The 18,549-nt window shown below is 65.8% G+C and carries 16 protein-coding genes, 1 tRNA gene and 1 pseudogene; 7 read left to right on the top strand and 11 right to left on the bottom strand.

The genetic code is table 11. The annotated features are described in order from the left end of the window. Positions 1–172: 172 nt before the first annotated feature. A complete protein-coding gene (locus HZF05_RS21045; RefSeq protein WP_220129919.1) occupies positions 173–829 on the top strand; it encodes a L,D-transpeptidase family protein in 657 nt (218 codons plus the stop codon). A 127-nt stretch (positions 830–956) separates the two neighbouring features. Here HZF05_RS21045 and HZF05_RS21040 read toward each other — a convergent pair whose 3' ends face one another. Next, complete coding sequence (locus tag HZF05_RS21040; RefSeq protein ID WP_181638941.1) at positions 957–1,946, bottom strand: NAD(P)H-dependent flavin oxidoreductase; 990 nt, start codon at positions 1,944–1,946, stop codon at positions 957–959. Positions 1,947–2,109: 163 nt separating this feature from the next. Continuing rightward, positions 2,110–3,366 (bottom strand): aspartate kinase, encoded by a 1,257-nt coding sequence (locus HZF05_RS21035; protein ID WP_160364409.1) that lies wholly within the window; start codon positions 3,364–3,366, stop codon positions 2,110–2,112. A 69-nt stretch (positions 3,367–3,435) separates the two neighbouring features. Here HZF05_RS21035 and ubiG point away from each other — a divergent pair, with 69 nt between their 5' ends. Beyond that, positions 3,436–4,164, top strand: a complete 729-nt coding sequence (gene ubiG / locus HZF05_RS21030) for a bifunctional 2-polyprenyl-6-hydroxyphenol methylase/3-demethylubiquinol 3-O-methyltransferase UbiG (protein ID WP_160364408.1) — start codon at positions 3,436–3,438, stop codon at positions 4,162–4,164. On the opposite strand, the gene HZF05_RS21025 is transcribed toward ubiG, so the two are convergent. Beyond that, positions 4,161–4,961 carry an SDR family NAD(P)-dependent oxidoreductase gene (locus HZF05_RS21025; protein ID WP_160364407.1) on the bottom strand — a complete coding sequence of 267 codons (801 nt, stop codon included), beginning with the start codon at positions 4,959–4,961 and terminating at the stop codon, positions 4,161–4,163. The two genes, ubiG and HZF05_RS21025, sit on opposite strands and share 4 nt — an antisense overlap. 70 nt (positions 4,962–5,031) lie before the next feature. Here HZF05_RS21025 and HZF05_RS21020 point away from each other — a divergent pair, with 70 nt between their 5' ends. After that, the gene (locus tag HZF05_RS21020) at positions 5,032–5,478 is read left to right on the top strand and encodes a winged helix-turn-helix transcriptional regulator (RefSeq protein ID WP_160364406.1); all 447 of its coding nucleotides are present in this window, start codon (positions 5,032–5,034) and stop codon (positions 5,476–5,478) included. On the opposite strand, the gene HZF05_RS21015 is transcribed toward HZF05_RS21020, so the two are convergent. Together HZF05_RS21015 and HZF05_RS21010 are read right to left on the bottom strand one after the other, a co-directional pair. After that, positions 5,466–6,884, bottom strand: a complete 1,419-nt coding sequence (locus tag HZF05_RS21015; protein ID WP_160364405.1) for a peptide MFS transporter — start codon at positions 6,882–6,884, stop codon at positions 5,466–5,468. The two genes, HZF05_RS21020 and HZF05_RS21015, sit on opposite strands and share 13 nt — an antisense overlap. Continuing rightward, positions 6,881–7,552 carry a glutathione S-transferase family protein gene (locus tag HZF05_RS21010; protein ID WP_160364404.1) on the bottom strand — a complete coding sequence of 224 codons (672 nt, stop codon included), beginning with the start codon at positions 7,550–7,552 and terminating at the stop codon, positions 6,881–6,883. The genes HZF05_RS21015 and HZF05_RS21010 overlap by 4 nt, the downstream gene beginning before the upstream one ends. 70 nt (positions 7,553–7,622) lie before the next feature. Here HZF05_RS21010 and HZF05_RS21005 point away from each other — a divergent pair, with 70 nt between their 5' ends. Beyond that, a complete protein-coding gene (locus HZF05_RS21005) occupies positions 7,623–7,937 on the top strand; it encodes a type II toxin-antitoxin system ParD family antitoxin (RefSeq protein ID WP_343046938.1) in 315 nt (104 codons plus the stop codon). Beyond that, positions 7,934–8,230, top strand: a complete 297-nt coding sequence (locus HZF05_RS21000; protein WP_160364403.1) for a type II toxin-antitoxin system RelE/ParE family toxin — start codon at positions 7,934–7,936, stop codon at positions 8,228–8,230. Before HZF05_RS21005 ends, HZF05_RS21000 begins: the two co-directional genes overlap by 4 nt. A 45-nt stretch (positions 8,231–8,275) precedes the next feature. Here the strand turns inward: HZF05_RS21000 and gltB are convergent, their stop codons facing one another. From gltB to HZF05_RS20975, 5 genes are all read right to left on the bottom strand, one after another. Further along, on the bottom strand, positions 8,276–12,805 hold the full coding sequence (gene gltB / locus HZF05_RS20995) for a glutamate synthase large subunit (protein WP_160364402.1): 4,530 nt from the start codon (positions 12,803–12,805) through the stop codon (positions 8,276–8,278). Beyond that, entirely contained in the window at positions 12,802–13,470 is a 669-nt protein-coding gene (locus HZF05_RS22055) for a DUF2059 domain-containing protein (RefSeq protein WP_160364401.1), read from the bottom strand. Before HZF05_RS22055 ends, gltB begins: the two co-directional genes overlap by 4 nt. Continuing rightward, positions 13,467–14,927, bottom strand: coding sequence for an NAD(P)-dependent oxidoreductase (locus HZF05_RS20985; RefSeq protein ID WP_160364400.1), 1,461 nt, complete (start codon positions 14,925–14,927; stop codon positions 13,467–13,469). The genes HZF05_RS22055 and HZF05_RS20985 overlap by 4 nt, the downstream gene beginning before the upstream one ends. Positions 14,928–15,084: 157 nt before the next feature. Continuing rightward, entirely contained in the window at positions 15,085–15,894 is an 810-nt protein-coding gene (locus tag HZF05_RS20980; RefSeq protein WP_160364399.1) for an undecaprenyl-diphosphate phosphatase, read from the bottom strand. Positions 15,895–15,981: 87 nt separating this feature from the next. Next, complete coding sequence (locus HZF05_RS20975; protein WP_160364398.1) at positions 15,982–16,917, bottom strand: complex I NDUFA9 subunit family protein; 936 nt, start codon at positions 16,915–16,917, stop codon at positions 15,982–15,984. Between the two features lie 145 nt (positions 16,918–17,062). Here HZF05_RS20975 and HZF05_RS20970 point away from each other — a divergent pair. Together HZF05_RS20970 and HZF05_RS20965 are read left to right on the top strand one after the other, a co-directional pair. Next, positions 17,063–17,149, top strand: a tRNA-Leu gene (locus HZF05_RS20970). Between the two features lie 380 nt (positions 17,150–17,529). Further along, positions 17,530–17,724: pseudogene (locus tag HZF05_RS20965) on the top strand (IS3 family transposase); the annotation flags it as partial. Positions 17,725–17,757: 33 nt separating this feature from the next. On the opposite strand, the gene HZF05_RS20960 reads toward HZF05_RS20965, so the two are convergent. Then, positions 17,758–18,546 (bottom strand): IclR family transcriptional regulator, encoded by a 789-nt coding sequence (locus HZF05_RS20960; RefSeq protein ID WP_160364397.1) that lies wholly within the window; start codon positions 18,544–18,546, stop codon positions 17,758–17,760. Positions 18,547–18,549 lie beyond the last annotated feature (3 nt).

The following is an 18,549-nucleotide window of genomic DNA, read 5'->3' as shown; positions in this document are numbered from 1 at the left end:
CATTCCGCTTTCGTCAAGCGCAATCGTGGTGAACGCGACGACTTCGCGGCACCAATCGTCGCGTTCGTCGTTGTGTCGAGGGAATCGGCATCGCGATCGCAACGTGCTGCTCGTCGAGCGACGGACGGCATAGGAGCGTTCGCGCCCGGGAGGACATGGAAGGGAAGTCGCCATGCGTCGTTCGTTTTCGATGGCTCTCGTTGCGACTGCGATCATGGCGGCTGCGATCCCTGCGCAGGTGCTCGCGCAGGGGCCGGTGCCGGCCTTCGATCCGGTGACGGCCGGCGACGCGCCGGTGCTGAGCATCGCCGATGCCGATACGCTGAAGCCCGGCGAATATCTCTGGCATCCGGAGCTTGGCTCGGACGGCGCAGTGGCGCTGGTGGTCGATCTCGATAAGCAGGTGGCGTTCGTCTATCGCGGCGATGCGCTGATCGGCATCACGACGATCTCGACGGGCAAGGACGGCAAGGAGACGCCGCTTGGCACCTATCCGATCCTGCAGAAGGAGGTGAAGCACCGCTCCAACCTCTATGGCGCGGCACCGATGCCCTATATGCAGCGGCTGACCTGGGACGGCGTGGCGCTGCACGCCGGCAGCGTACCCGGCTATCGCAGCTCGCATGGCTGCGTGCATCTGCCCGATGCCTTCGCCAAGGCGCTCTACGACGAAACAGATGTCGGCGCGACGGTGGCGATCACCGAGGACGGCACCACCATGGCGGACGCGCTGCCGATAACGCCGCAGGTAACCCCGGCCGATCCCGACGCGCCGACGCTGGACGATACCGAGCAGGCCCCCGCCGTGGTGGCGAGCAGCGCGCCTTGATGTCCGGAAATTAGCAAAGATACCGTTCGCACTGAGCGAAGTCGAAGCACGGGCTACAAATGATGTCGCCTGAGGCCCGTCCTTCGACTTCGCTCGGGAAGAACGGAGTGTTTGTGGCTGGCGTTGTTTATCCGCCCGAGCGGCGTTCCAGCGCGTGCGCGCCCTCGTCGACAAGGCTCCTGAGGATCTCCGCCAGCGGCTCCTCCTTCGTTACCATGCCGACCGACTGGCCCGCCATCACCGAGCCATGCTCGACATCGCCGTCGATCACCGCGCGGCGCAGCGCGCCGGCCCAATAATGCTCGATCTGGAGCTGGGCCTCCATCATCGCGACCCTGCCCTCGTCGAGCGCCTGCGCGACCTCGCGCTGCTTGGCGGTGAACAGCTCGCCGGCCGCATTCTTGAGCGCGCGCACCGGGATCACCGGCAGGCGGGGGTCGATCTGCACCGAGGCGATCGCGTCGCGGGCCGAGGCGCGGATGAAGGCCTTCTTGAAGTTCGGGTGCGCGATGCACTCGGTCGCGCATACGAAGCGCGTGCCGAGCTGCACGCCGGCCGCGCCCATTTCCAGATAGCCGGCCATCGCCTCGCCGCGCCCGATGCCGCCCGCGACGAAGACGGGCAACTCGGTCGCCACCGCCGGCAGGATCTCCTGCGCCAGCACGCTGGTCGAGACCGGGCCGATATGACCGCCGGCCTCCATCCCCTCGATCACCAGCGCATCGACGCCGGAGCGGACCAGCTTCTTCGCGAACGCCAGCGTCGGCGGGAAGCAGATCACCTTGGCGTCCGAACCCTTGATCCGCTCGATCGCGCCGCCGGGCGGCAGCCCGCCCGCCAGCACGACATGGCCGACACCGTGCTTGGCGCACACATCGATCAGATCGTTGAGCATCGGGTGCATGGTGATGAGGTTGACGCCGAACGGCTTGACGGTGAGCGCCTTGGTGGCGGCGATCTCGGCATCGAGCAGTTCGGGCGACATCGCCCCGCAGGCGATGACGCCGAAGCCGCCGGCGTTGGACATGGCCGAGACGAGGTTGCGCTCGCTCACCCACGACATCGCGCCCGCCATGATGGCGACCTCGCTCCCGAGGAAATCGGTGCCCCGCTTCATCAGGCGGGCGAGGCGATCGTGGCCTACTCCCTCTTCCGCTTGCGGGAGAGGGTTGGGGTGAGGGGCCGAGTGGAGCGAGGCTTCTGAGCTATCCATGGGCGTTGCCATAGAAGAAAGAAGACCCTCACCCAACCCTCTCCCGCAAGCGGGAGAGGGCTAGAGATTACGCCGCATCCTCCGCGTCCAGCCCGTAGGCCGTGTGCAGCACGCGCACCGCAAGCTCGGTATAGTCCTGGTGGATCAGCACGCTTACCTTGATCTCGGACGTGGTGATCGCCTGGATGTTGATGCCGCGCCCGGCCAGCGCCTGGAACATCGTCGCCGCGACGCCCGCGTGGCTGCGCATGCCGACGCCCACCACCGAAATCTTGCAGACCTCGGTATCGGGCACCAATTTCTCGTAGCCGATCGTCTCGCGCGCCTTCTCCAACACGTCGAGCGAGCGGGCCAGCTCGGCGCCCGGCACGGTGAAGGTCACGTCGGTCGATCCGGTGCCGTGCGCGACGTTCTGCACGATCATGTCGACGTTGATGCTCGCCTCGGCCAGCGGGTTGAAGATCGAGGCCACCGCGCCGGGGCGATCGGGCACCGCGACCAGCGTGATCTTCGCCTCGTTGCGGTCATAGGCGATGCCGGTGATGAGCTGCTGTTCCACTTGGCCTTCTCCGATTTCGTCTTCCCCCACCACGAAGGTGCCGGGGGTGGGCTCGGCGTCCGGGTCTCCGAAGGAGGAGAGTACCTGAACGCGCACCTTCTCCTTCATGGCGAGCCCCACCGAGCGGGTCTGGAGCACCTTGGCGCCGACCGACGCCAGCTCCAGCATTTCCTCGTAGGTGATCTTGGGGATTTTTCTCGCACGCGGGACGATGCGCGGGTCAGTCGTATAGACGCCGTCGACGTCGGTGTAGATGTCGCACCGATCGGCCTTCATCGCCGCCGCCACCGCCACCGCCGACGTGTCCGAACCGCCTCGGCCGAGCGTGGTGACGCGGCCTTCCTCGGTCTGGCCCTGAAAGCCGGGGATCACCGCGACTTCGCCCGAAGCGAGGCTGGCGTTGAGCGCCTCGGTGTCGATCGTCGCAATGCGGGCGGAGGCATGGGCGTCGGACGTGCGGATCGGCAGCTGCCAGCCGAGCCAGCTGCGCGCCGGCACTCCGATCGCCTGCAGCGCGATCGCCAGCAGGCCGCTCGTCACCTGCTCGCCCGACGCGACGACGACATCATATTCCTTCGCATCGTAGAGCGGCGAGGCCTCACGGCAGAAATTGACGAGGCGATCGGTCTCGCCCGACATGGCGGAGACCACCACCGCGACCTGCTCGCCCTTGGCCCACTCGCGTTTCACCTGCCGCGCCACGTTGCGGATACGCTCGATGCCCGCCATCGACGTGCCACCGAACTTCATCACGATACGGGCCATGGGACTGCTCGATTGTTGCGGCAGGAATTGCCTGTGGGAAAGAAAGAGGCGCCCTGTTAGGGGCAAGATATGAGTGACGCAACCACGATCGATCCCGCCGAAGCCCAGCATTTCGGCAGGCTCGCCGCCGAATGGTGGGACCCGAAGGGATCATCCGCGATGCTGCACAGGCTGAACCCGGTGCGGCTGGGTTTCGTGCGCGAGACGGTGGACCAGCATTTCGGCACGGAGCGCACCGAGCGGCGGCCGCTGGCGGGCAAACGCGCGCTCGATGTCGGCTGTGGCGCGGGGCTGCTGACCGAGCCGCTGGCGCGGATGGGCGCTGAGGCGACGGGGCTGGACGCGGCGCCCGAGAATATCGCGGCGGCGACTCTCCATGCCGAGGGGCAGGGGCTGGCGATCGATTACCGCCACGGCAGCGTCGAGACGCTGGGCGCAGGCGAGACCTTCGATCTGGTCTGCTCGATGGAGGTGGTGGAGCACGTCACCGATCCGGCGGCGTTCGTCGCCGGGCTGGCGCGTGCACTGGCGCCCGGCGGGCTGATGATGCTCTCGACCCCCAACCGCACTGCGCTCTCGCGGCTGGCGCTGATCACGGTTGGCGAGGGGACCGGCCAGATCCCCAAAGGCACGCACGACTGGCAGAAATTCCTGAAGCCCGACGAACTGGAGGCATTGCTCCAGCAGGCCGGGCTCCGGGTGATCGAGACGCGCGGGCTGTCGCTCGATCCGATGAAGGGCTTCGTCCTCTCGAACGACGTCCGGATGGATTATCTGATGGCGGCAGTGGTGGCTTAGGCGGCCACCGCCTCCCGATAGCGCTCCGCCACCGCGCTCTTCGACAGGTTCGGGCCCATCGCGGCGCGGGCTTGCTGCATCGCGTCGAACTGGCCCATGTCGGGGAGCGGAGGGATGGTCACCGGCTCGCGGCGATCGAAGCCGACCAGCGCGGCGTCGACGAGATCGTCCGCCGCCATCACGAAGCCTTCCGGGAAGGCATCAACATCCTTGCCCGAACGCTCCCAAATCTCGGTGCGCGTCGCGCCCGGCAGCACCGCCTGCGTATAGACCCCCTTTTCCGAGAGCTGCGCGGCCATCGCCTGGCTGAGGTTGAGCAGGTGCGCCTTGGTGCCGCTGTAGACGCCGTCGAACATCTCGGGCGCTAGCGCCAGCACAGAGGCGATGTTGATCACCGCGCCCTCGCCCTTGGCCGCGAACACCTTCGCCGCCGCCGCCGCGAGCCGGGTCGGCGCGGTGATGTTGAGCGCGATGATGCGGCTGAGTTCGGTCGGCCCGTTCTCGAGAATGCTGCCGTTGAGCGACATGCCGGCATTGTTGATCAGGATGCCGATGTCGCCCTTAGCCAGCCGCACTTCGATCTTCGCGAGGTCGGTATCGAGGGTGAGATCGGCCCCGATGATCTCGATCGCGACGCCGGTCTGGCCGCGCAGGCGCTCGGCCAGCGCCTCCATGCGACCCATGTCGCGGGCAACGAGGACGAGGTCGTGGCCGCGCTTGGCGAAGCGATCCGCATAGACCGCGCCGATGCCGGTGGACGCTCCCGTGATGAGGACGGTGTCCTTGTTGATGCTCATGATCTGTCTCCGTTCGACTCGGTCCAACGAGTCGCTTGCGTTTTGATAGTTACGTGACTATCATTGTGCAATGGACACCGGGAAATTTTCCGCCGGACCTTGCCCCGTCGCCCGCGCGCTGGTCCGGGTTGGCGACGCCTGGAGCATGATGATCCTGCGCGACGCGGGCTATGGCGCCACGCGTTTCGACCAGTTCCGTACCTCGCTGGGCATCGCGCCCAATATCCTGACGCGCCGGTTGGCGGCGCTGACGGAGGACGGATTGCTGGAGAAGCGCCGCTATTCGGAGCGCCCGCCGCGCGACGAATATGTGCTGACGGAGAAGGGGCGCGATTTCCTGCCCATCCTCGCCGCGATCGGTGCGTGGGGCGCGAGACATCATGGCGAGGGCGGCACCAGCCGGATCGTCGATGTCGAAACGGGAGTGCCGGTGGAAACGGCCGTGGTCGATCGCGCGACGGGCCGGCCGCTGGGGGCGTTCAAGACGCGGCTGGTGTTGCCGGATCAGGCCGGCTGAGGTTCCGCTTCCGGATCGACGGTCGGTGCCAGCAGGCGCCCCGCGGTGCTGCGCGCGATCAGGAAGATCACGCCGGCCAGCGCCATCAGCGCCGAATGCATGCCCCAAAAGGCGGTGCCCGATATGACTTCCATGAGCGTTGCCAGCTTGGCGACGATCAGGCCGGACAGAAACAGGGCGATCAGGAACACCGCGATCATCGTCGATCCAAGTGCCTTCGGTGCGGCACGCGAATACAAGGCCAGCCCGACCGGATAGGCGTTGGAAAAACCGATATCGTTGATCAGGTGGAAGCTTACCGCCCAGACGAGGCCGACCTTCTGGCCGGTCGCCGCCTCCTGGATCGATCCTGCCACCAGCGCCAGCGGCGCGAGCGCGGCGATGAAGGTACCGATCGTCATCTTGGTGATCTCGTCGGGCTCCTTGTGGTTGGTGCCCCACCAGCGCCAGAAGATCACCGATCCGCCGATCGTGACCACCGAGACGATGGCATCGAGCGAGAGCAGATAGGCGGCCGACAGCTTGTGGCCCATGAACGACAGGCTGTAGTGCAGATCACCCCAGATCAAATAGCCGCCGAGCAGTTGCTGGTTGCCGACGAAGGCCAGCGCGATCACCGGCACAAGCAGCAGCAGGATCGCGACGCGCTTGCCTTCGCCGGGCGCCAGCTTCGGCCGGGGCTCGACGATGCCGCCCTCATGCTCAGGTGCCGGCTCGGGTGGCAGCCAGCGCAACCCTGCCACATAGATGACGAGGCCGACCACCATGCCGATCCCGGCCGCGCCGAAGCCCCAGTGATAGCCGAGCGCCTGCGCCAGCCCGCCCGTCACCAAAGGCGCAAAGATCACCGCGATCTGGATCGCCATCGTGTAGATCTGGAAGGCGTCGGCACGGCGCAGGTCGCCCGCCGCGTAGAGATCGCCGACCTGCGTCGCGAGATTGCCCTTGAACAGTCCGACGCCGGTCAGGATGCAGACCAAGGCGGGCAGATAGGTCTGGTCGAACGCCATCAGGAAGTGGCCGAGCGCCATTAACGCCGCGCCGGCAATCACCGCGTGGGTGCGGCCGGTGATGCGATCGGCGATCAGGCCGCCGAACAAAGGCGTGAGATAGACGAGACCCCCATAGATGCCCGCGATCGCTCCACCCAAGGTCAGCGGCGTAAGTGTGCCGAACAGGGCCTCCAGAAAGGCGCGGAACGGGCCGAAGCCCCAAATGCGCTCGATATGACCCGGCTGGAACAGTGCGTCCTTGCCGTAGAGCGGCAGCAGCGCCGACATGCCGTAATAAGAGAAGCGCTCCCAGAATTCGGTGAAGGCGAGGAAGCCCAGCCCGCGCGGATGGCCGATGAAGGCGCGATCGGTCTGGTAGGCCGGAATGGCCTCGTCGTCGTTGGAAGGGATCATTCCCAGAAATCGACCTTATCGTAATGCGGGGGGGGCGTGATCACCTCCATACGCTCGGACAGCATCGGGCGGAAGGAGGGGCGGCTCTTCAGCCCGGCATACCATTGCTTCGTCTGCTCGTGCCCGCGCCAGTCGATCCCGCCGAGATAGTCGGCGACGGACAAGTGCGCGGCGGCGGCGAGATCGGCGAGGCTCAGCACCGGGCCGCCCAGCCAGCGGCGATGATCGATCAGCCAGTCGATATAATCGAGGTGGCCATTGGCGTTCTTCATCGCCTCGCGCAGGATCTTGGCGTCCGGCGAGGCGCGATGGACGAGGCGCTTGAGCATGCGCTCCTCCATCAGCGGGCCGACCACCTCGCGGAAGAACTTCTCGTCGAACCAGGCGACCAGCCGGCGGATCTCGGCGCGCGCGGCGGCGTCGCCGGGGATCATCGGCGCGCGATCGATCGTCTCCTCGAAATATTCGCAGATCGCCCAGCTGTCGCGCAGGCGAAGCTGCCCCTGCACCATCACCGGCGTGGTGCCGGCGGGGTTGAGATCGATGAACTCGTCGCGATGCAGCCAGGGCGATTCGCGGACCAGCTCATAGCCCACCCCCTTCTCGCCCAGCATCAGCCGGACCTTGCGGGAGAACGGGCATAAGGGGAATTGCAGAAGCTGCCACATGATCGCCCCTGCTTAGGGGCGGGATGGGGCGGGGGGAAGGGGGCGTGTATGGAGGACGCAATTGCGGACGATGGCATTTTTTGCCATATGCGAGCGAGGAGATCACGGCATGGCATCCATGAACATTTCGCTGCCCGATCCGATGCGGGACTATGTGCAGAACCGGATCGACAGCGGCCAATATGCCAGTGTCAGCGACTATGTGCGCGACCTGATCCGTCGCGATCAGGGCGGGGTCGAGGACGAGGAGCGTTGGCTGCGCGATCTGGATGCTTCCATCGTGCAGAGTCTTGCTGAAATGAGTGCAGGCGGCGGCGTCGATCTCGACGAAGCCTGTGACATGGCACTTCGCGATCTGGACAGGGCGGGCAAGGCTCGCCGGTGAGAGTCGTTTTCTCATCTCTCGCTGTCACCGACCTGAGGCGGATCAGCCAGTTCATCGCCCAGGACAATCCCTCCCGCGCCGTTTCCTTCGTGGCGGAGTTGCGCGAAACGGCGCTGCGGCTTGCCGATCTGCCGCAAGGCTTCCCTATTGTGCCGCGCTATGAACGCCACGGCATTCGTCGGCGCTCATGGAAGGGATATGGAATTCTCTATTCGGCGCTTCCCGACCGCGTGTTCGTCCACCGCATCATCGGCCCTGGCCAGGATCTCGACCGCGTCTTGCGATTGAGTTGATGCCGTTGTCGTCACCTCGGGTCGAGCCCGAGGTGACGACAGCGTTTATTCAGCCGCCACCGCCGTCGCCTCGTCGCTCAGCGGGTGCGAGAGCCGCGTCACCATCTCCTTCGGGCAGACCTGCCAGATGCGCGCGCGCCAATGCGCCCAGTCGGCGAGCACGGTGTGCGCCCACTTGCTGTCGGTGCGTTGCGCATGCTCCTCGATGAAGGCCTTGCAGACGCCTTCCCAATGGGCCGAGGCGAAGCGCTGCCAGAGGATGCTCTCGGGGTTGGCGTGGCGCTCGAAACGGCCGTCCTCGTCGAGGATGAAGGCCATGCCGCCCGTCATGCCGGCGCCGAAATTCTCGCCGACCGATCCCAGGATCACCGCGACGCCGCCGGTCATGTACTCGCAGCCGTTGGCGCCGCAGCCCTCGATCACGACGTTGGCGCCGGAGTTGCGCACCGCGAAGCGCTCGCCCGCCTGGCCTGCCGCGAACAGCGAGCCCGAGGTCGCGCCGTAGAGCACGGTGTTGCCGATGATCGCGTTGCGGCGGCTTTCCAGCGGCGAGGAGACGGTCGGCCGCACCGCGATGATGCCGCCCGAAAGTCCCTTGCCGACATAATCGTTGGAATCGCCGAACACCTCCAGCGTCACGCCCTTGCACAGGAAGGCGCCGAGCGACTGGCCGGCCGATCCGCGCAGGCGGACGTGGACGTGTCCGTCCGCCAGATGGCTCATGCCAAACTTGGCCGTCACCTCCGCCGAGAAGCGCGTGCCGACCGCGCGGTGCGTGTTGCGCACCGAATAGGTCAGCTGCATCTTCTCGCCGCGCGCGAAGACGGGGGCGGCATCGCGGATCATCTGCGCGTCGAGGCTGTCCGGCACCTCGTTGCGATTGCCCTCGATATTGTAGCGGCGGAGGTGATCCGGCGCGTCGACCTTGGCGAGGATCGGGTTGAGATCGAGGTCGTCGAGATGCTCGGCGCCGCGGCTGACCTGGCGGAGCAGCTCGGTGCGGCCGATGATCTCGTCGAGCGAGCGCACGCCCAAGCGGGCGAGGATCTCGCGCACCTCCTCGGCGATGAAGGTCATCAGGTTGATCACCTTCTCGGGCGTGCCGACGAACTTGCTCCGGAGCTTCTCGTCCTGCGTGCACACGCCGACGGGGCAGGTGTTGCTATGGCACTGGCGTACCATGATGCAGCCCATCGCCACCAGCGACAGCGTGCCGATGCCGAACTCCTCGGCGCCGAGGATCGCGGCGATCACGATGTCGCGCCCGGTCTTGAGGCCGCCGTCGGTGCGCAGCTTCACCTTGTGGCGCAGGCCGTTGAGGGTGAGGACCTGATTGGCTTCGGTGAGGCCCATCTCCCACGGCGTGCCGGCGTACTTCACCGAGGTCTGCGGCGAAGCGCCCGTGCCGCCGACATGGCCGGCGATCAGGATCGCGTCGGCATGCGCCTTCGCGACACCCGCCGCGATCGTCCCGATGCCCGCCGACGAGACCAGCTTCACGCACACGCGGGCGCGCGGGTTGATCTGTTTGAGGTCGTAGATGAGCTGCGCCAGATCCTCGATCGAATAGATGTCATGGTGCGGCGGGGGTGAGATCAGCATCACGCCCGGCGTCGAGTGGCGCAGCTTGGCGATGAACTCGGTGACCTTGAAGCCGGGCAGCTGGCCGCCCTCGCCGGGCTTGGCACCCTGCGCGACCTTGATCTCCAGTTCCTCGGCCGAGCCCAGATATTCCGCCGTCACGCCGAAGCGGCCTGACGCCACCTGCTTGATCACCGAGTTGGCGTTGTCGCCATTCTCGTAGGGGACGTAGCGCGACTTGTCCTCGCCGCCCTCGCCGGAGACGGCCTTGGCACCGATCCGGTTCATGGCGATCGCCAGCGTCTCGTGCGCCTCCGGGGAGAGAGCGCCCAGCGACATGCCCGGCGTCACGAAGCGCTTGCGGATCTCGGTGATCGCCTCGACCTCGTCGATCGGGATCGCCTCGCGCGCCCAGTTGAACTCCAGCAGATCGCGCAGATAGACCGGCGGCAGATCGCGCACGCCCCGCGAAAATTGCAGGTAGGTCGAGTAGCTGTCCGTGCCGACCGAGCTTTGCAGCAGGTGCATCAGCGTCGCGGAATAAGCATGCGTCTCGCCGCCGGCGCGCTGGCGGTAGAAGCCGCCGATCGGCAGCGTCGCCACCGACGCGTCGAACGCCTTTTCGTGCCGCTCGACCGCATTGACGCGCAGCGAGGCATAGCCCTCGCCCGAAATCTTGGCCGGCATGCCGGGGAAGAGATCGTTGCAGAGCGCGCGGCTGAGGCCCACCGCCTCGAAATTGTAGCCGCCGCGATAGGAGGAGATCACCGCGATCCCCATCTTCGCCATGATCTTGAGCAGACCGTCGTCGATCGCCTTGCGGTAGCGCTTGATGCACTCTTCCAGCGACCGCTCGCCGAACAGGCCGCGCGACTGGCGGTCGGCGATCGCGGCTTCGGAGAGATAGGCGTTCACCGTGGTTGCACCGACGCCGATCAGCACCGCGAAATAATGCGTGTCGAGGCACTCGGCCGAGCGCACGTTGATCGAGGCGTAGGAGCGCAGGCCCCGCCGCACGAGGTGCGTATGCACGGCGGCGGCGGCCAGCACCATCTGGATGGCGCAGCGATCCGGCCCGACATGCTCGTCGGTCAGGAACAGCTCGGAACGGCCCTCGCGCACCGCCTGCTCGGCCTGGCGGCGGATCTCGGCGATGGCGTTGCGCAGCGCCTCCGGCCCGCCCGAGGGATCGAATGTGCAGTCGATCTCGGCGGTGGTCGCGCCGAAATAGGCCTTGAGCGTCGCCCAGTCGGTCGACGACAGCACCGGCGAATCCAGCACCAGCACGCTCGATTGGACCAGCCCGGTATCGAGGATGTTGGCCAGGTTGCCGAAGCGCGTCGACAGGCTCATCACCCGCGTCTCGCGCAGGCTGTCGATCGGCGGGTTGGTCACCTGGCTGAAATTCTGGCGGAAGAACTGGCTGATGACGCGCGGCTTGTCCGAGATGACGGCGAGCGGCGTATCGTCGCCCATCGATCCGATCGCCTCCTTGGCATCCTCGACGGCGGGGGCCAGGATCAGCTCCATATCCTCCATCGTCTGCCCGGCGGCGACCTGGCGGCGGACCAGCTCGGCGCGCTCGAAGCGGACGAGATGATCGCCTTCCGGCACCGGCAGATCGGCCAGCGTGCGGAAGCCCTTCACGTAATCGGAGAAGGGATGCTCGCCCGCCAGACGGTCCTTGAGCTCAAGATCGGAGAACAATTTGCCCTCGTCGAGATCGACCGCGATCATCATGCCCGGCCCGATCCGCCCCTTGGCGATGATCGTGCTCTCCGGCACCACCACCATTCCGGTCTCCGAACCGACGATCAGCAGGTTGTCGGCGGTCAGCGTGGTGCGCAGCGGGCGCAGCGCGTTGCGATCGACGCCCGCCACCACCCAGCGCCCGTCCGTCATGGCGAGCGCGGCGGGGCCGTCCCACGGCTCCATCACCGAGGCGTAATACGCATACATGTCCCGATGCTCGGGCTTCATGTCGGTCGAGTTCTGCCACGCTTCGGGCACCAGCATCAGCTTGGCGGTGGGCGCGTCGCGGCCGGCGCGCACGATCGCCTCGTACACGGCATCGAGCGCGGCGGTGTCCGAAGCGCCGGCCGGGATCAGCGGCTTGATGTCTTCGGAATGCTCCCCGAAGGCGATCGCCGCCATCTTGATCTCGTGGCTCTTCATCCAGTTCTTGTTGCCGCGGATCGTGTTGATCTCGCCGTTATGGGCGAGCGTGCGGAACGGCTGGGCCAGCCACCATTGCGGGAAGGTGTTGGTCGAATAACGCTGGTGGAAGATGGCGAAGCGGCTGACGAAGCGCTCGTCCATCAGGTCCGGGTAGAAGACCGACAGCTCTTCGGCGAGGAACAGCCCCTTGTAGATGATCGATCGGCACGACAGCGAGCAGATGTAGAAGCCCTGGATCTGCGCCTCGATCACCTTGCGCTCGATACGCCTACGGATGAGGTAGAGGTTCTTCTCGAACTCGGCGGCGTCCATCTGGTCCGGGGCAGGGCCCTGGATCATGATTTGCTCGATCTCGGGGCGCGTCATGAGCGCCTTCTCGCCGATCACCGAGACGTCGACCGGCACCTGCCGCCAGCCGTAGATGGTGTAGCCGAAATCGATGATCTCGCTCTCGACGATGGTGCGGCACGCCTCCTGCGCTCCGAGATCGGTGCGCGGCAGGAAGATCATGCCGACGGCGAGGCGCCCGGCGCCCGGCTTGTGGCCGCCATTCTCGATCGCGTCGTCGAAGAAGTGGACGGGCAGCTCGACGTTGATGCCGGCGCCGTCGCCGGTCTTGCCGTCGGCATCGACGGCGCCGCGGTGCCACACCGCCTTCAGCGCGTCGATCGCGGCGGAAACGACGCGGCGCGAGGGCTGCCCGTCGGTCGCGGCGACGAGGCCGACACCGCACGCATCGCCCTCGAATTCGGGGCGATACATGCCGTGCTCGGCGAGATAGGCGTGCTGGGGCGTCGGCAGCATGTGGTCGGTCATCGTGCGCTCCCCGAATGAGCGTTGTATTGGGCGAGGGCAGCGTCCATGCCGGCGTTGCCATCTCGTTCGATTTCAGACTTGAGCGATTGAGCCCAGCCGATCCTGATTTTATGGCGTTCGAGATTGGCGGCCTCGAAATCGCGAGCCGCCGAGGTCTTCGCAAAGGCGGCCATTTGCTGCCGTTCCTTGCGCGTAAAGAAACGGTCCAATCCGAAACGAGCCGGATTTTCCATTCCTTCCCGATCTATGCTCGAATAACCCTGAGCGATCAGTTTTCTGCCCAGCGGGCTGCGGAAATGGGCCAACAAAGCGTTCAAGTCGGCAATCGATAGCTTGCGGTCGAACATGGCGGCAATTCGACGCTGTCCAGCTGGATATTCTCTGCGCAAGATCGCCGCTTCCGCCGATTGCCCGGCGTCCAGCACCGATTCAAACTCTTTTGGCCGCTTGCGGGCGATCGAAGCGAATTTGGGCTCCTGAGGCGCAGTTTCTTCCATGATCTCCCGAAAGATGCGCCCGCTATCCGCGACGATCTTATCTGCCGGGTCGAGCAGATCGGCTAGTTGCCTTCCCAGAGTTTCGGTGTTGGACGCTGGAGCTTGGGCAGGGACCGGCAATGCGGTCGCCACCGCCGCCATTCCGAAAATGAGCGCTGCGGTCTTCACGCCGCCACCGTCTCGGCAGCCTTCGCGGCCTTCGCCTTGTCCTTGAGCCAGCTGTGCATCCGCTCACTGACATCGCGGCCGTCGCGGACCCCCCACACGACGAGGCTGGCGCCGCGCACGATGTCGCCAGCCGCGAAGACGCCCGGCAGCGAGGTCTGCATCGTCTTGTGGTCGACGCGCAGCGTGCCCCAGCGGGTCACCGAAAGTTCCGGCGCGCCGAACATCTGCGGCAGATCCTCGGGATCGAAGCCGAGCGCCTGGATGACGATATCGGCGTCGAGACGGAATTCGCTGCCCGGATCGGCCTCCGGTGCGCGGCGGCCCGAGGCGTCCGGCGCACCGAGACGCATGCGGGACGCGCGCACGCCCGCTACCTTGGCGTCGCCGTCGAAGGCGTCCGGCGCGGAGAGCCAGACGAACTCGACGCCTTCCTCCTCGGCATTCGCCACCTCGCGCTGCGATCCCGGCATGTTGGCGCGGTCGCGGCGGTAGAGGCACTTCACCGACTTGGCGCCCTGGCGGATCGCGGTCCGCACGCAGTCCATCGCGGTATCGCCGCCGCCGACCACGACGACGTTCTTGCCCTCGGCATTCAGCCCGCCGTTGAGGAACTCCGGCACGACATCGCCGAAACCCATGCGGTTCGACGCGATCAGGTAATCCAGCGCCTTCACCACGCCGCCCGCGCCGACACCCGGCGCCTTGATCGCGCGCGCCTTGTAGACGCCGGTGGCGATCAGCAGCGCGTCATGCTTCTGGCGCAGCTCGGCGAGCGTCGCGTCCTTGCCGACCTCGAAGCTCAGGTGGAAACGGATGCCGCTGTCGCGCAGCCGCTCGAAGCGGCGGTTGACGACCTCCTTCTCCAGCTTGAAGCCGGGGATGCCGTAAACGAGCAGGCCGCCGGCGCGGTCGTGCCGATCGTAGACATGCACCTCATAGCCGTGGCCGCGCAGATATTCGGCCGCCGTGAGGCCTGCCGGCCCCGCGCCGATGATGCCCACGGATTGCCCCGAGCGATCGCGCACCGGGGTGATCGGCTCGACCCAGCCTTCCTTCCAGGCGGTGTCGGTGATGAACTTCTCGATCGATCCGATGGTGACGGCGCCGTGGCCGGAAAATTCGATGACGCAATTGCCCTCGCACAGCCGATCCTGTGGGCAGATGCGGCCACAGATCTCCGGCATGGTCGAGGTGGCGGCGGAGAGCTCATAGGCTTCGCGCAGCCGGCCTTCGGCGGTGAGGCGCAGCCAGTCCGGGATATGGTTGTGGAGCGGGCAGTGGGTCGAGCAATAGGGCACGCCGCATTGCGAGCAGCGCCCGGCCTGCTCCTCGGCCTTGGCGGTCAGGTACGCCTTGGTGATCTCGGCGAAGTCCTCGGCGCGCACTTCGGGTGCACGCTTTTCGGGATAGGCCTGGCCCGTCCCCACGAACTTCAGCATCGGATTCTCAGCAGCCATCGCAACCTCCACTCGGAGGCTGCGAAAAGCATAGATTCAGGGCAGAGTCACGAAAGGATTCGGCGATAGGTCAGCTAGTATGACCATATTATGGCCAAAATTTTGCCGATCCGCTCGAATTGCGCGCCGGGAAGATTTCGATAGGTCCGATTCGGCCTTACTTCATCATCAGCCAAGCTAGCGCACCGGCTCCGGCAATGATGCGATACCAAGCGAACGGGCCGAAGCCGTGCTTGGTCACGAAGCCGACAAAGGCCTTCACCACCACGAGCGCGACGAGGAACGACACGAGGAAACCGATCGCAATCTCGCTCGCTCCGACATGAACGACACCGGGGGGCAGGGGAGCGGGCTTCTTGGCAAGCTCGACCACCGTCGCGCCCAGCATGGTGGGAATGGCGAGGAAGAAGCTGAACTCAGCCGCCGTCCGCCGCTCGACGCCCAGCGACAGCGCGCCGAGGATGGTCGCGCCCGATCGGCTGACGCCCGGGATCATTGCGAGGCACTGGACGATGCCGATGCCGAGCGTCGTCTTCACCGGCACGTCCGCCACGCCGGCGATCGTCTGCCGCTTGGCCAGCTTTTCAATCACGAGGATCGCAATGCCCCCGACGATCAGCGCGACGCAGACCAGCTTCGGCTTCGAAAGCAGCGCCTCGATCTTCTTGTGCAGCGCCAACCCGATCACGGCTGCCGGTAGGAAGGCGAGCAGAATGTTGCGCACGAAGCGGATCGATTCCGGCCGCCGCGCGATCAGCCCCATCAGCACCGCCCAGAAGGTCCGCCAGTAGAGCACCACAATCGCGAGGATCGCGCCCAGCTGGATGACGATGTCGAACGTCGCCCACGCCGTGTCGTCATAGCCGAGCAGTGCGCCCGCCAGGATCAGGTGGCCGGTCGACGAGACGGGCAGGAACTCGGTGAGGCCCTCGACGATGCCGAGGATGATTGGCTGCAGGATCATCATGCGCGCATGTCTCCCTTATTGCGGCGCACAAGGGAAGGGCGCGCTTGGGTTAATTCTTGCCAATGTTTCCCGGATGGGGAGGGCTCCTCAGAAGGCCTTCCGCTCCGCCCCGAAACGGCCCTGCCTGCGGTAGCGCACCAGCCACGACGGCGCGACCGCGCCCAGCGGCGTCGGCTGCACGCCCAGCGCGGTGAGACCCTGCATGCCCGGCGTCACGATATTGTCGTGCTGAAGCATCCGCCACTGGTCCTTGGTGATCGGCGCACCGGGCAGGAAGCCGAAGCTCGCGATCAGGCCGGAAAGCGCATCGGGCAGGTCGAGGAAGGTCGGCGTCGCGCCGATCATCGCTGCGGTCCGGCGGACGAGCTCGCCCATGGTGAGCACTTCCGGGCCGCCCAGCTCGAACGACGCGCCGCCATAGGTCTCCGGCGCCAGCGCCGCCTCGGCGATCGCCTTGGCCACGTCCGCCACGAACACCGGTTGGAACTTCGTGCCCGCGCCCATGATCGGCACGGCCGGCGCGGACTGGATCATCGCGGCGAAGCGGTTGATGAATTCGTCCTCCGATCCGAACAGGATCGACGGGCGGATGATCGTCGCGCCCTCAAAGGCAGCCTGCACTGCCGTCTCACCCTCGCCTTTGGTGCGGGCGTAGGGTACATCGGAAGCGGCATCGCCTCCGATTGCCGAGACATGAACCATCGCCGTGGCGCCCGCCGCCTTCGCCGCATCGGCGACATTGCGCGCGCCGTCGACCTGCACCGCCTGGAAATCGCCCGACATGATGCCGACGAGGTTGATCACCGCGTCGCTGCCCTGCACGGCGCGCTCGACGGTCTGGCGCTTGGTGACGTCGGCGGCGATGAACTGTGTCTGGCCGAGCCCGCCGAGCGGCTTGACGAAGAATGCGCGCTTGGGATCGCGCTCGACGATCCGCACCCGCGCGCCGCGCTGGAGGAGTGCCTGCGCGACATAGCGCCCCAGGAACCCGCCGCCGCCGAACACCGTGACCAGCCGAGTCATGCTACCAACCTCATCCTTGCGCGAACCACCGTACTGCGCCGCATTGCCAACGCTGGAGCGCGAAAACAAGGCGTCAGAAAAAAGAGTGGGGGAGGGGCGTTGACAAGCCCGAGCCCCCGCCGCTAGAGGCCGCCGCCTACCCCGTGCCCAGATGGCGGAATTGGTAGACGCACCAGCTTCAGGTGCTGGCGATCGCAAGGTCGTGGAGGTTCGAGTCCTCTTCTGGGCACCACTCCCGGTCAAAGCTGGGCACCACCGGCTTGCCGATAGCGACGCCTGCCTCGAGGGCAGCCATCGGTCCGGAGACGATGACGTCGTTGAGCGCGACGCGGACATCGGACACGAACATCCGGATGTAGGATGATCGCATGGCCTGATCGTCCCCTCTGAGCTTGGTCTTGAGCAGGTCGCCGAACCGGTCGACGCTTTCCTCCGTAATGCGGGTCGTGCCGCGCGACAGCTGCGCCTCCAGCGTGTCGATCCGGGCGGAGACCGTCGCGAGATGAGCGCGGTTGGTGGCCATGCGATCCGCAAAGATCGGATCTCTAGGTCCGATGTCGCCTTGTTCGACCAGGATGAGCAGCCGCTCGACGGCGCTACGCAGCCGGGTCTGCAGAGAGCTTCTTCTCGTCGCTCAAGCGTGAGCGCATCCGGCGCCGCACCTATAAAACGCGCGAGGAAGCTCGGCAGGACGTGTTCGATTACATCGAGATGTTCTACAACCCGGTGCGCAAGCAGGCCAGGAACAGGATGCTGTCACCCGTCGAGTTCGAACGGCAGCAGATTCTGAAAGCCGAAGGCGTCTAGAAAACTAGGGGCTGCTCGGTCGTGTATACGCCCTCAGGCGGAGTCGGAAGAAACTTTTCCCGCGGCAGGCATATACACGGGAGCACCACTGCGAAGCGAGAGCTCTCCCGCGGCGTCGAGGAGCAAGCGCACGAGACGTGGTTCCTCGGATGGCAAAACTTTGTCGTCAGGAAACGCCAGGCTCAAGACACCGATGATATTCTGCGACTTTCCGACCACAGGAGCACCGATCGCGCCGAGCCCTAAAGTCGATTCGTTGCGGACGACGCTATAGCCTTGGCGAGCGACCTGCCCGAGAATGTCTCGCAACATGGGGAGATCGACCACCGTGAAAGGGGTGATCTTGGCAAGACCCTCCCGTTCAAGGATAGCATTCTGCTGCTCTCTGGTTTGATAGGCGAGCAATACCCTGCCGGCAGAGGTTGCATGCCAAGGCATGAACATGCCTGCTCGCCAGCCGGTTTGCATTAACATGGGGCCTTCAATTCCCATGAAGTAGACAACTTTCCCTTGCGCGACGATCGAGAGGCGAACGCTCTGGCCGCTGCTATCCACCAGTCCCCGCATGATAGGGAGGCTGGCCCGGACAAGCTCACTGCCAGCCAGGAACCGCGAGCCGAGCGAAAACGCCAGGAAGCCAACGGAATATCGCCGTGTCGCTGGATCCTGCGAGACAAATCCACTGTCCCTAAAGGTCGCGAGTATCTTCGAAACCTGTCCCTTGGTGAGTTCGCAGCGCGCTGCGAGCTCACCAACGCCCCAGCTGTCCTGATCGCTGGCAAAGGCTGATAGCACCCTCAACGCCGTTTCCAGAGATTTCATTCG

This window comes from Sphingomonas chungangi (genome assembly GCF_013778325.1).
Taxonomy (GTDB): domain Bacteria; phylum Pseudomonadota; class Alphaproteobacteria; order Sphingomonadales; family Sphingomonadaceae; genus Solisphingomonas; species Solisphingomonas chungangi.
This window is presented reverse-complemented; position numbering and strand designations above follow the sequence as displayed.

What these genes read in the sequence shown, in the direction of transcription:
- HZF05_RS21045 (WP_220129919.1), top strand. Translation starts at nt 173, where the DNA reads ATGCGTCGTTCGTTTTCGATGGCTCTCGTTGCGACTGCGATCATGGCG.
- HZF05_RS21040 (WP_181638941.1), bottom strand. Translation starts at nt 1,946, where the DNA reads ATGAAGCGGGGCACCGATTTCCTCGGGAGCGAGGTCGCCATCATGGCG.
- HZF05_RS21035 (WP_160364409.1), bottom strand. Translation starts at nt 3,366, where the DNA reads ATGGCCCGTATCGTGATGAAGTTCGGTGGCACGTCGATGGCGGGCATC.
- ubiG (WP_160364408.1), top strand. Translation starts at nt 3,436, where the DNA reads ATGAGTGACGCAACCACGATCGATCCCGCCGAAGCCCAGCATTTCGGC.
- HZF05_RS21025 (WP_160364407.1), bottom strand. Translation starts at nt 4,961, where the DNA reads ATGAGCATCAACAAGGACACCGTCCTCATCACGGGAGCGTCCACCGGC.
- HZF05_RS21020 (WP_160364406.1), top strand. Translation starts at nt 5,032, where the DNA reads ATGGACACCGGGAAATTTTCCGCCGGACCTTGCCCCGTCGCCCGCGCG.
- HZF05_RS21015 (WP_160364405.1), bottom strand. Translation starts at nt 6,884, where the DNA reads ATGATCCCTTCCAACGACGACGAGGCCATTCCGGCCTACCAGACCGAT.
- HZF05_RS21010 (WP_160364404.1), bottom strand. Translation starts at nt 7,552, where the DNA reads ATGTGGCAGCTTCTGCAATTCCCCTTATGCCCGTTCTCCCGCAAGGTC.
- HZF05_RS21005 (WP_343046938.1), top strand. Translation starts at nt 7,623, where the DNA reads ATGGCATTTTTTGCCATATGCGAGCGAGGAGATCACGGCATGGCATCC.
- gltB (WP_160364402.1), bottom strand. Translation starts at nt 12,805, where the DNA reads ATGACCGACCACATGCTGCCGACGCCCCAGCACGCCTATCTCGCCGAG.
- HZF05_RS20985 (WP_160364400.1), bottom strand. Translation starts at nt 14,927, where the DNA reads ATGGCTGCTGAGAATCCGATGCTGAAGTTCGTGGGGACGGGCCAGGCC.
- HZF05_RS20980 (WP_160364399.1), bottom strand. Translation starts at nt 15,894, where the DNA reads ATGATGATCCTGCAGCCAATCATCCTCGGCATCGTCGAGGGCCTCACC.
- HZF05_RS20975 (WP_160364398.1), bottom strand. Translation starts at nt 16,917, where the DNA reads ATGACTCGGCTGGTCACGGTGTTCGGCGGCGGCGGGTTCCTGGGGCGC.
- HZF05_RS20960 (WP_160364397.1), bottom strand. Translation starts at nt 18,546, where the DNA reads ATGAAATCTCTGGAAACGGCGTTGAGGGTGCTATCAGCCTTTGCCAGC.